Source organism: Roseomonas acroporae, assembly GCF_023223525.1.
In the GTDB taxonomy this organism is placed as follows: domain Bacteria; phylum Pseudomonadota; class Alphaproteobacteria; order Acetobacterales; family Acetobacteraceae; genus Roseomonas_E; species Roseomonas_E acroporae.
This window is the reverse complement of sequence record NZ_JALPRX010000126.1, coordinates 15,590-27,270: the sequence shown is the minus strand read 5'-3', so window position 1 is coordinate 27,270 and position 11,681 is coordinate 15,590. Positions and strand designations below refer to the sequence as shown.

At 77.0% G+C, this 11,681-nt stretch carries 9 protein-coding genes; all 9 read right to left on the bottom strand.

The window, feature by feature from the left end:
- Positions 1 to 156 precede the first annotated feature (156 nt).
- Positions 157 to 543: a hypothetical protein gene (locus M0638_RS24340; RefSeq protein ID WP_248669556.1), complete on the bottom strand. Its 387-nt coding sequence runs from the start codon at positions 541 to 543 to the stop codon at positions 157 to 159.
- 38 nt (positions 544 to 581) lie between these two features.
- A complete protein-coding gene (locus tag M0638_RS24335) occupies positions 582 to 3,185 on the bottom strand; it encodes a cbb3-type cytochrome c oxidase subunit I (protein WP_248669555.1) in 2,604 nt (867 codons plus the stop codon).
- Positions 3,182 to 4,258 carry a cytochrome c oxidase subunit II gene (locus M0638_RS24330; RefSeq protein WP_248669554.1) on the bottom strand — a complete coding sequence of 359 codons (1,077 nt, stop codon included), beginning with the start codon at positions 4,256 to 4,258 and terminating at the stop codon, positions 3,182 to 3,184. The genes M0638_RS24335 and M0638_RS24330 overlap by 4 nt, the downstream gene beginning before the upstream one ends.
- Before the next feature lie 98 nt (positions 4,259 to 4,356).
- Positions 4,357 to 5,076, bottom strand: a complete 720-nt coding sequence (locus M0638_RS24325) for a cytochrome c oxidase assembly protein (protein ID WP_248669553.1) — start codon at positions 5,074 to 5,076, stop codon at positions 4,357 to 4,359.
- Positions 5,069 to 6,136 (bottom strand): hypothetical protein, encoded by a 1,068-nt coding sequence (locus M0638_RS24320; RefSeq protein ID WP_248669552.1) that lies wholly within the window; start codon positions 6,134 to 6,136, stop codon positions 5,069 to 5,071. The genes M0638_RS24325 and M0638_RS24320 overlap by 8 nt, the downstream gene beginning before the upstream one ends.
- Before the next feature lie 232 nt (positions 6,137 to 6,368).
- A complete protein-coding gene (locus M0638_RS24315) occupies positions 6,369 to 6,767 on the bottom strand; it encodes a c-type cytochrome (RefSeq protein ID WP_248669551.1) in 399 nt (132 codons plus the stop codon).
- A 200-nt stretch (positions 6,768 to 6,967) separates the two neighbouring features.
- On the bottom strand, positions 6,968 to 7,513 hold the full coding sequence (locus M0638_RS24310) for a DUF3341 domain-containing protein (RefSeq protein ID WP_248669550.1): 546 nt from the start codon (positions 7,511 to 7,513) through the stop codon (positions 6,968 to 6,970).
- Positions 7,510 to 8,811, bottom strand: a complete 1,302-nt coding sequence (gene nrfD / locus M0638_RS24305; RefSeq protein WP_248669549.1) for an NrfD/PsrC family molybdoenzyme membrane anchor subunit — start codon at positions 8,809 to 8,811, stop codon at positions 7,510 to 7,512. The genes M0638_RS24310 and nrfD overlap by 4 nt, the downstream gene beginning before the upstream one ends.
- The gene (locus M0638_RS24300; RefSeq protein ID WP_248669548.1) at positions 8,808 to 11,675 is read right to left on the bottom strand and encodes a 4Fe-4S dicluster domain-containing protein; all 2,868 of its coding nucleotides are present in this window, start codon (positions 11,673 to 11,675) and stop codon (positions 8,808 to 8,810) included. The genes nrfD and M0638_RS24300 overlap by 4 nt, the downstream gene beginning before the upstream one ends.
- Positions 11,676 to 11,681 lie beyond the last annotated feature (6 nt).

The window sequence follows — 11,681 nt, the reverse complement described above, 5'->3', positions numbered from 1 at the left end:
CCCCTCCGCCGGCACGGAGTAGGGCCTTTCCAATGCTGGGCGTGCTCGCCCAGCGGCTCGGGAAATGCGCCAAATCAAGAGGCTGGAACGGCTCTAACCTTTTGATTTTTCGCATTTTCCGAGCCGCTGAGCGAGGACGCTCAGCTTGAAAATGCTCTAAGCGCAGGACGGCAGGAACAGCACCGGCATCGCCTGGATCAGCACCGCGACGATGGCGTACAGCGTGGCGGTGGCGGCGAACCAACGGGAGAAGCGCGGCTCCGCCTCGCCGCCCTCGTCCGGTGCGCCCTGGCGCATCGCCGGCCAGGTGGCGCGCAGCACCCGGGCGAGGCCGAGCAGCGCCGCCAGCGTCGCCACGCCCACCACCAGCGTCAGGGCCGGCACGCCGAACGGCCGCGCTTCCGCCCAGCCGCGCGCGCAGGCCAGCGCGGCGCCGGCATAGATCACGGTGAAGTGCCCGGCCCAGATCAGCAGCCCGGCCATGCCGAGCAGCAGGTCGCGCACGCCGCGCACCGGCCCCGCCCCCGGCGATGCCGCCGGCAACGCTCCCGGCCCTGCGGCGGCGCCCGCTTCCGCCTCCGTCACAGCAGCACCGGAAAGCCGTGCAGCAGCGCCGCCCCGGCCACGCCCTGCGCCGCGGTGTAGCCGCAGAACAGCGCGGTGTTGTCGTAGGTGACGCGGCGCACGCCGTCGATGCGGCCGACGAGCGAGCGCGCCACGGTGTAGAGCAGCATCAGCGCGGCCGTGGCGACGTGGAAGCCCTGCCAGGCGAGCAACGCGAACACCGTGGCGCCGTAGGCATGCGCGTCCGGCCGCACCCCGGCCCGCCACTGCGCCCACAGGTCGAGGCACAGCGCGCCGGCCAGCAGCGCCAGCGCGGCGAGCAGCGCGGCGCGGTGCGGCCAGGGGCCGCCACGCCGCCCCGGCCCGGGACGCGCCGCCCACAGCACCCCCGCCGCGCCGAGCCAGCCGAGGCCCGACAACGCCGCCCAGCCGGCCCAGGGCGGCACCAGCCCCGGCGGCGGCCACAGCCCGGCGGCGTTCACGAGCCACAGGAACAGGTAGGTGCCGGCGAGGCAGGCGAAGACCGAGGCATCCGCCAGCATCAGCACCACCATCGCCCACCACGAGGTGTTGCGCGGCCCCGAGAGGTAGTCCGGCAGCACGATGCCGCCGCCGATCGCGATGCGCCCGACGATCGGCCCGTGGTCGGTGCCGTGCCACAGCCACCACAGCATCGCCGCCACCGCCAGCACGCCGGCCGCGAGCGAGGGGATGTAGAGGCTGCCGGTCAGCAGCAGGAAATGCGCCGCCGTGGCCAGCGCGGCCACCACATGCGCCCAGCCCGGCCCGGCGACGATGCCGACGTATTGCGGCTCCGCCTCGGTGGGGCTGGTGACGAGGGATTCGCGCCTGCCGGTGGCGGTGCCCGGCAGGTAGTGGCCGCCCGTCTCCACCTCCTCGGCCAGCGCCGGGCGGTCCCAGAGCGGGTAGCGAGAGGCGATGCGCGGGATGCTGCGCAGGCCCCAGTTGCCGCCCGGCAGCCATTCCAGCGTGCCCGCCCCCCACGGGCTGCCGCCCGCCCGCGACGGGCGGTAGTGCAGCACGAAGTCCGCCAGCACCACCGCCGCGCCGGCGCCGAAGCAGAGCGCGCCCAGGGTGGAGAGCAGGTTCGGCAGCTCCAGCCCCATGCCGGCCGGGTAGGTGTAGATGCGCCGCGGCATGCCGATCAGCCCGGAGAGGTGCATCGGGAAGAAGGCCAGGTTGGTGCCGAGGAAGAGCAGCCAGAAGGCCCAGCGGCCGAGCCGGTCGGAAAGCCGCCCGCCCATGGTCGGCGCCCAGTAGTAGAGCCCGCCCAGCAGCGGGAACACCATGCCGCCGATCAGCACGTAGTGCAGGTGCGCGACGATGAAGTAGGTGTCGTGCGCCTGCCAGTCGAAGGGAGTCATCGCCACCATCACGCCGGTCAGCCCGCCCAGGGTGAAGATGAACAGGAAGCCCAGCACGAAGAGCGACGGCACCTCGTTCAGCCGCAGGCGGCCCGCGGCGAGGGTCGCGATCCAGGCGAAGATCTGCAGGCCGGACGGGATGGCGACGGCGCTGCCGGCCGCGGCGAAGAAGCTCAGGCTCAGGGCCGGGATGCCGGTCGCGTACATGTGGTGGACCCAGAGGCCGAAGCTGAGGAAGGCCGTGCCCACCAGCGCCACCACCACCAGCCCGTGCCCGACCAGCGGCGTGCGCGCCATGGCGGGCACCATCATCGACACCATCCCGGCGGCGGGCAGGAAGATGATGTAGACCTCGGGATGGCCGAAGAACCAGAACAGGTGCTGCCAAAGCAGCGGGTCGCCGCCCGCCTCCGGCCGGAAGAAGGGCCAGCCCAGCGCGCGTTCCAGCTCCAGCAGCAGGCTCGCCACGATCACGGCGGGGAAGGCCACCAGCACCATCACCGCGAAGACCAGCATCGCCCAGGCGAAGATCGGGATGCGCCCCAGCGTCATGCCCGGCGCGCGGTTGCACAGGATGCCCACCGTCAGCTCGATGGCGCCCGCGATCGCCGAGATCTCGATGAAGCCGATGCCCAGCAGGTACATGTCGGTGTTGATGCCGGGCGAATGCTCGCGGCTCGTCAGCGGCGGGTACATGAACCAGCCGCCGTCCGGCGCCGCGCCGAGGAACAGCGAGCCGAAGAAGACGAGCCCCCCCACGGCGTAGGCGTAGTAGGCGTAGGCGCCGAGGCGCGGGAAGGGCAGCTCCCGCGTGCCGAGCATCGAGGGCATCAGGATGATGCCCACCGCCTCCACCGCCGGCACGGCGAACAGGAACATCATCACCGTGCCGTGCATGGTGAAGACCTGGTTGTAGGTGGCCGCGTCCAGCAGCGCGTTGCCCGGCACGACGAGCTGGAGACGGATCAGCAGCCCGAGCACCCCGGCCAGCAGGAAGAACAGCAGCGCCGTGCCGAGGAAGAGCGGCCCGATCAGCGTGTTGTTGACCTCGGAGAGCACGCGCCAGCCGCGCGGGAAGGCCCAGGCGCGCGCCAGCGCCTCGGCCTCCCCGGGCGGGCGCGGCAGCGGGTTCGGCGTGTCGGCGATCCCGGTCCGCGCCGCGTGCCCGGCGGCGGTGGCGGGGGCGGCGGCACCCGGGCGCGGGAAGCCGGCGGCATCGGTGGACGCTGAGCTCAACGCAGGCTCTCCAGCCAGCCGGCCACGGCGACCAGATCCGCCCCCGCCAGCGCGCGCGCGTAGGAGGGCATGAAGTTGCCGGGCTTGATGTCCTGCGCCCCGGCGATCCAGCCCGCCATGGCGCCGCGGTCGTTCGCCAGCGCCCCCGCGCCGAGCGTCAGGCGGGAGCCGACGCGCGACAGGTCGGGCGCGAGGCGCGCGTTCCATCCGGTGCCGCGCACGGCGTGGCAGGCGCCGCAGCCGGCCTCGCCGAACACCTGCCGGCCGCGTGCCAGGGCCGGCGTCGCGGGCTCGGGCACGGCGGCGCGCTGGCGCGCGAGCCAGGCCTCGAAGGCCGCCGGCTCCTCCGCCACCACGTCGAAGGCCATCAGCGCGTGCTGCGTGCCGCAGAATTCCGTGCACTGGCCGCGCAGCCGGCCCGGCCGGTCGGCGCGCAGGCGCTGCCGGTTCACCCGGCCCGGGATCATGTCGATCTTGCCGTGCAGCGCCGGGATCCAGATGGAGTGGATCACGTCGCCCGAGGAGACGTGCAGCTCCACCTCGCGCCCCACGGGCAGGCGCAGCTCGTTGGCGGTCACGGCGCCCTCCCCGGCATCCGGGTAGCGGACCTCCCACCAGTACTGCCGGCCGATCACCTCGATGCGCAGCGGCGCCTCGCCGGGGGCCAGCGGCAGCACCAGGGCGCGCGAGACGCCGAGCCCGTAGGCCAGCAGCAGCGCCAGCGCGACGACGGGAAAGGCGATGCCGCCCAGCAGCACCGTGCGCCGGCCGGCGAGCGCCGCGCGCCAGCGCCCGGGGCCGCGCAGGGCGATCGCCGCCAGCCCGAGCACCAGCGCCAGCACCGCGCCGCACACGGCGAACAGCACCCAGCCGAGCGTTGCGATGCGCTCGGCCTGGATGCCGTGGGGGGCGAAGGCGGACTGCGTGCCCTCGCAGGCGGCGAGCAGCAGCAGGGGAGGAACGGCCCAGCGAGAGGCGGGGGCTTCATCCCCGCGGCCGCCGCCGGGCGCGCGCCGCCCGCCCGGGACCCGCCCGCCCCGGAGGCCGCCGGAGGGCGAAGCCGCCTCGCCCACCCTCTCGCGGAAAGGCAGGCCCCGCCGCGGCGACAGCCGGCCCCGGAACGGAAGACGCGCGGAAGCTCGGCCCTTCCCGCCGATGTCCCGGACCGTCCTCAAGCCGCCTCTCCGGTGCCGCGCAGAGACCGCATCAGCGCCGCCGCCGCGGCCGCCGCGAAGACCAGCCCGCCCGGTACCCACATCAGCAGCCCGCCAAGCTGCTGGTCCTCCAGCGGCGTCAGCCCCCAGGGCAACGTCGTCAGGGCGTGGTCGGCGAACAGCGCGCGCGGCGCCATGGTCAGCAGCGCGCCGAGCGCCCCGGTCTGCGCCGCCGTCACCACCCCGGCCACCAGCGCCGCCTCCAGCCGGGCCAGCAGCCCGCGCCACAGCCAGCACGCGGTGGCGAGCAGGCTCGCATGCATCGCCCAGTAGGCGAGGTGGGAATGCAGGGCCAGCGCGTAGGGGCCCGGCATGTGCCAGGCCCAGAGCGCCACGGCGAAGGCCGGCACCGACGCCGCGATGGAGCCTGCCGCCGGGGCGCGCGCCGGCAACGCCAGCGCCAGCAGCGGCGCGGCGGCCAGCAGGATCACGAGATGCTGCGCCACCCGCGCCGAGAACAGCGCCACCGACAGGCCGCAGAGCGGCGAGAGCAGCGCCAGCGCCAGCAGCCCCCACCCCGCGAGCAGGCTGCGCCGGCTGCCGCCCGAACGCCCCGCCGCACGCCATGCCGGCAGCAGGCCGAGCAGCAGCGCCGCCAGCAGCAGCGGATCGGGATTCCAGGCGAGCCCGCCCGGCAGGGGCGGCGCGCCGCAGTAGGCGAGGCCCGTCTCAGGCATTCCGACCCTCCTTGTCATGCGAGGCCCCCTGGCCGCCGCGGGGCGCGCGGCCGGCGGGCGGCGTCATGCGCCAGCCCCGGCGCAGCGCGGCCGCCAGGGCCGCCAGGGCCAGCGCCAGGCAGGCGGCATCGGCCAGCGGGCTGGTCGGCCCCGGCGCGCCCGGCCGCAGCACCCAGACGAGATGCGCCAGGTGCTGCGCCGACAGCAGGGCGGCGATGGCGGCCAGCCGGGCCCGCGACCAGCCCGGCAGGATGCCGAGCAGGATCGCGCCCAGCAGCGCCGGCAGCGACACGCCGGCCCCCAGCCAGCCCCAGCCGCCCGCGGCGCGCCGCAGGTACCAGCCCGCCTCGTGCGGCAGGTCCACCATCCAGGCGGTGAGGAACTGCACGAACCACAGCCACAGCACGCCGAGCGGCACGAAGAGCAGGGTGCGTTCCAGGCCCGGGTCGACGGCACGCCGCGGTGCGCCGCCGCCCCCCCCGCCTGCCGGCGCCCCGGCCTCGCCCGCGGTGGCCGCCGGGACGGCCAGGGCCGCCAGCGCCAGCGCCGCCACCGAGCCCTGCAGGACCAGCGCGAGGTCGAGCAGCCCGCCGAGGGCCGCCTCCTCGCGCGACAGCGCCCAGTCCTGCATGCCGATCGTGGCGGCGGGCAGGAACAGCAGCAGCCCGATCCCGGCGACGGTCCGCTGCCGCCCCCCATCATCCCCTCCGGGCCGCGCCGCCAGCCGGCCGAGCACGACCGTCAGCAGCAGCACCGCGCCGGTGCGCAGCGCGAGGCCACCGGGGCTGAACCACCAGGCGCGCGGCCCGTCCGGCGCATCCGGCTGCGTGGGCCAGGGGTAGAGCCGGCCGCACCACAGCAGCACCGGCAGAGCGAAGGGCAGCAGCAGCGGCGCCGCGCGGCAGGCGGCGGCCAGGGGCCGATGCAGCGCGTGCCGCCATTCCTCGTCCAGCAGCGACGCCATCAGCAGCGCCAGCATGGCGCCGCAGAGCAGCGAGGCGAGCAGCACGAAGGCGAGCAGCGACGCCTCGGGCAGGCCGGCCAGGATGGTGCCGCTCACGGCCTCGCCCCGTGCGGCCCCGCGCCACGCCCCCGGGGCCGCGCGCGACCAACCTTCCGGCCTCGCCCGAAGCGGCCTCCCGGCATCGGCGAGGCGCGGCCTCCGGCCGACGGCAAGGCGCGGCCTCCGGCCGACGGCAAGGCGCGGCCTCCAGCCGACGGCGAGGCGCGGCCTCCGGCCGGCGGCAAGGTGCGGCCTCCGGCCGGCGGCACGGCGTGGCTTCCAGGCATCGTCACGGCGCGGCCTCCGGGCGCAGCGCCTCGACGTGGCGCGCCACGGCCCAGCGTTCGCGCGGCGACAGGCGGTCGGCGAAGGGATGGCTGCCGCCGCGGTTCTCCGCGATCGCGGCCATGCTGCGCGCCGGGTCGGCGGGCAGCGGCGGGATCGGCGGATGGCCGCGCGCGACCACCACGCCGTCACCCCGCCCGGCGGCGCCGTGGCAGGCGGCGCAGAAGATGGCGTAGCGGTCGGCGCCGAGGCGCCGCAGCGACCCGTCCACCGGCGGGCCGGGCGGCGCCAGGGCGGCACGCAGCGCGGCGGTGCCGCGCGCCACCGAGCCCTCGGGGGCCGGCCTGGGCGGCGGGGGCGGCTGGCTCTCCGGCCAGCCGTCGCAGCCGGCGAGCAACGGCATCGCGAACAGCAGGACGAGCGGTCCCAGAAGGCCGGCCGCCGACGCAGTGGGTGACGGGGCGGGCGACGCGGCGGACGCCGGAGGCGCGAAGGCCGGGGGCCGCGGCGACGGCGCCATGCGCGGCGGCACGGGACCCGGCGCGACGGGCGCCTCCGGCCCCGCGGCGGCGATGCGCGCGATGCCGGGAAGCCATGCCCCGCTCATCCCCTCAGCTCCGTCACCCGCAGCGGCCCATGCGCGCGCAGCAGCAGCTCCGCCGCCACCGGGTCGAAGCCGGCATCCGCGGCCGGCAGGAACAGGAACCAGCGATCCTCGCTGGCACGGCCGAAGCCGCGCGCGTTGAAGATCGGGTGGTGCAGGCGCGGCAGCCGGTTCAGCAGCAGCATGCCGACCAGCGCCGCCGCCGCCGCCCACAGCACCCCCACGATGTAGGCCGCCGGCAGGAAGACCGGCCAGGCATGCGGCGGCCGGCCGCCGACGTTGAGCGGATAGTCCTGCACGCCGAGCCAGTACTGCACGCCGTACTGCGCCGCCGCCGCCGCCACCCCGACCGAGGCCGCGACGATGCCCACCGGCGTGGCGCGCACGCCGAGCAGCGGCGCCGCCTCGGGCAGCGGATGCGGGCCGAAGGCATCGAGGCCGCGCCAGCCGGCGGCGCGGGCGTCGCGCAGCGTGCGCAGCAACGGCGCGTCGTCGTCGAACTCGGCGACCAGGCCGAGCAGAGGCGCCACCTGCCGGCCGCTCAAGCCTCCGCCTCCTCGCGCTCGCGCTCGTTCTCCTCGTGGCGGATCTCGAACATGGAGACCACGGGGACGTGCCGCGCGAAGAGCAGCAGGCAGAGGCAGAACAGCGCCAGCCCGCCGCCGAGCAGCGCCCACTCGTTCAGGCTGGGTCGGTAGGCGGCGCCCGCCCGGTCGAGCCCGTCCACCACCAGCGACCAGCGGTCCAGCCACACCCCGGCCGAGGCCAGCAGCCCGATCGGCACGACCGACCGGGCCGACAGCCGCAGCCGCCGCCACCACAGCAGCTGCGGCAGCAGCGCGCCCAGCGCGAGCCCGCCCCACCAGGCCGGGTGCGAGAGACGCGCCGCGTAGGCCGCGCGCGTCGCCGCGTCGCCCAGCACGAGGCCGGAAAGCGCGTCGTAGGCGTAGAGCGCGGCGCAGCCCGCCCCGGCGGCGGCGAGCAGCCGCGCCAGCAGGTCCATGTCGGCATCGTCGATGTGGCGCTCGATGCCGAGACCGCCGCGCAGCACCGCCGCCAGCGCCAGCACCACGCCGAGGCCCGCGGGCAGGCCGGTGAGCAGCACCTGCAGCGGCAGGCGGGGTTGGTGCCAGGCCGGCACCGGGGTCGCCACGAACTCCAGCGCCACCACGGTCTGCGCCGAGAGCAGCAGCGGCAGCACCAGCGCCGCCACGAGGCGATGGGCCGCCTGGTGCCGGTGCCAGTGCGCGAGCGAGCCGCGCCAGCCCAGCGCGAACAGCCCGTAGGCGCGCGCGACGCCGAGCCGGCCCTCGCGCGCGGCGCGGTCGCGCAGCGTGGCGAGGTCGGGGATCAGCCCGATGAACCAGAACAGCGAGGTGACGACGAGGTGCGAGACGATGCCCCAGAAGTCCCACACCAGCGTGCTGCCGAAATAGGGCCAGACGCCGGTCGTCATGGGCAGCGGGAACACCCAGTGCGCGAGCAGCGGCCGGCCGAGATGCAGCACGGGGTAGAGCGAGGCGACCAGCACGGCGGCGAGCGCCGCGGCCTCGGCGAAGCGGTTCACGGCGGTGCGCAGCCCGTGCCGGCGCAGCACCAGGACGGCGGCGAACAGGCTGGCGGCGTTGGCGACGCCGATCCACCACGCATAGGCGATCAGGTCGAAGCCCCAGACGAAGGGCTGGTTGTTGCCCCAGACCCCGATGCCGCGCACCAGCAGCACCGCGACCGCCCAGGCCAGCACCACCACCCCGAACGCCGCGGCGGCCACGGCCAGACGGTAGGACGTGCCGCCGTGCCGGCGCAGCGCGGCGCGGGCGAGGGGCGCGGTGGAGAGGCTCATCCCGGTGCCCCGTCGGCCGGCGGCGCCGGCGCGGTGCCCTCCATCCGCGCCAGGTAGGAGGTGCGCGGCCGCGTGCCGAGCTGGCCGAGCGGCAGGAAGTGCCGGCCGTCGCGGCGCGCCCGCGCCACCGGCCCGTCGGGATCGGCGAGGTCGCCGAACACGATGGCGCGCGTCGGGCAGGCGGACTGGCAGGCGGTGCGCGCAGGTCCGGCCGGCCCGTCGCCCGCCGCCGCGCCGGCGCGGGCGGCGGCGATGCGGTGCGAGCAGTAGGTGCACTTCTCCATCACGCCGCGCGGGCGCAGCGAGACCTCGGGGTTGCGCAGCGCGCCCGCCACGGCGCGCCGGTGGTCCTCCCAGTTGAAGCGGCGCACGCCGTAGGGGCAGGCATTGGCGCAGGTGCGGGTGCCGATGCAGCGCGCATGCACCATCACGTTCAGCCCTTCGCTGTCGTGGACGGTGGCGTTCACCGGGCAGGCCGGCTCGCAGGGCGCCTGCTCGCAATGCATGCAGGGGACGGGGCGGAACTGCGTGGCCGGCGGGTCCCGGCCGGCGGCCTCCGGGCCACCCGCCGGGCCGAGCACGTCCCGGTCGATCCGCAGCCAGTGCATGGCGCGGCCCGCCGCCACCGCCGCCGGCCCGACCACGGGCACGTTGTTCTCCGCCTGGCAGGCCAGGACGCAGGCATTGCAGCCGATGCAGGCATCGAGGTCGATCGCCATCGCCCAGGCGGGCCCCGGATAGGGCCAGTCCGGCAGCAGCGAGGCGTCGCGCGGCGGCGGGGCGAGGGAGCCGCCGGGGGCCAGCAGGCGCGGCGCCTCCTCCTGCCCGCGCGCGGTCGGGGCGAGCGGCGGCGCGGCGCGGCGGCCGGTGGGATGCAGGGTCAGGCCGGCGGCGAGCGCGGCGCCGTCGGCGGGGCGCAGCAGGCCGGCATCGAAGCCCCGCCCCGCCGCCGCCACCTCGCCCACGCGCCGGCCGCCGCCCAGCGGCAGCGTCACGACGCCCTCGGCATGGCCGGGCAGCGGCAGCACCGGCGCCGGCACGCGGCGATCCTCCAGGGCCAGCATCACCTCGTCGCCCGCGCGCAACCCGAGCGCGGCGGCGGTGGCGGGCGCGAGCAGCGCCGCGTTGCCCCAGGCGAGACCGGTCAGCGGCTGCGGCAGCTCCCGCAGCCAGGCGTTGTGCGCCCATTCGCCCGCGCGGACGGCGGGGTCCGGTACGAAGGCGGCGACGAGGCCGTCGGTCGGGGGCGGGTCGCGCAGCGTGTCCCAGCCGGGGCGCGGCGTCGGTTCGAGGGCGGGCGGCGCCTCGCCGGCCACGCCGCGCTCCAGCGCCGCCTCCCAGCGCGCCGCGAACTCGGCCGAATCCGCCGGCAGGTTCCAGCGCCCCGCCCAGGTCGCGCGCACCGCGGCGCGCGCCGTGCCGGCCTTCGGGCCGCCCTCCGGCTCCGAATGGCCGAGCAGGGCGAGCAGCACCTGGGCCGCATCGCGCGCCGACGCCACCAGCGGCACGGTGGCGGGCTGGCACAGCGCAGGCGTGCCGTCGAAGGCGAGGGAATCCCCCCAGGACTCCAGCGGGTGCCGCAGCGGTGCGTGCCAGGTCGCGGCGAGGGCGGTCGCGTCCAGACGGGGGCCGAGATGCAGGCTGAACGGCACGCGGTCCAGCGCGGCGGCGAAACCCAGCGCCGCCGGCGCCTCGCCCACCGGATCGGCGTCGAGCACCAGCAGGTGCGACACCGTGCCCGCCGCCATCGACGAGACGAGATCGCGCAGCGATTCCCCCGCTTTTCCCTCGCCGCCCAGTCTCTCGCTGCCCAGTCTCTCGCTGTCCAATCCCTCGCCGCCCAGGGGCGACGGCACGAGCCGGCGTGCCGCGCTGCCCAGCGCGGCGTTGGTCGCGTGCGCCAGGGCGTGCGCTTCCGGCCCGGCGCCCGGACCGGCCAGCACCAGCGCGTCCGGCCCGGCCGCGCGCAGCCGCGCCGCGATGGCGCCCGCTTCGGGATGCGCGGCTGTGGCGGCGAGGCCCGGCACGGACAGCGCCGTGGCCACGGCGCGGGCGAGCCGCGTGACCTCGGCCGGCGGCAGGGCCAGGCGCCGGTCGGCGCGGGCAGCGGTCAGGCCCGGCGTGGCGCCGGCCACGCAGAGCCAGGGCAGCGCGCCGGCGGCGCGCCCCGCCGCGCGCCCCTCGCTCCAGTCGCGGGCGAGACGGATCTGGGCCGGACCGGCGCCGAGCGGGTCGGCGCCGAGGCACAGCACCGCGCGGGCACGGGCGAGGTCGGGCACGACGGCGACGGGCCGGCCGAAGGCGGCGAGCGCGCCATCCAGGGCGGCATCCTCGGCCAGCGGCGCGTGCCGGTGCCACGCGGCTCCGGGGAAGGCGGCCAGCACCTGGCCGATCAGCCGCCGCAGCGTGGGCGAGGAAACCGGGCCGGTGAGCAGGCGCAGACCCTGCCCGCCGGTCGCCCGCAGGGTCTCGCGCGCCGCCGCCAGAGCCGCCTCCAGTTCCGCCTCCGGGCGCGGCCGGCCGCCGGCGCGCACGCGGCGCGAGCGCTCCGGGTCGTGCAGCGACAGCACGGCGGCCTCGGCGAAGACGTCGGTGGCCCCGAGGCTGGCGGGATGATCGGGGTTGCCCTCGACCTTGACCGCGTGCCCGGCACGCGTGTGCACCAGCACGCCGCGCCCGAGCCCGTCGAGTTCCAGGACCGTGGCGTAGCTGGCCGCGTCCGGCGCGCCGCGCCCGCGCGACCAGAGCGGCTGGCCGAATTCGTCCGGCCCGTCGCAGCCCGCGAGGGCGAGCGCCGTGGAGGCTGCCATCAGCCCCAGCGCGTCGCGGCGGGTCGGGTCGGTGGCAGGGCGGCCGGCCGTCATCGCGGA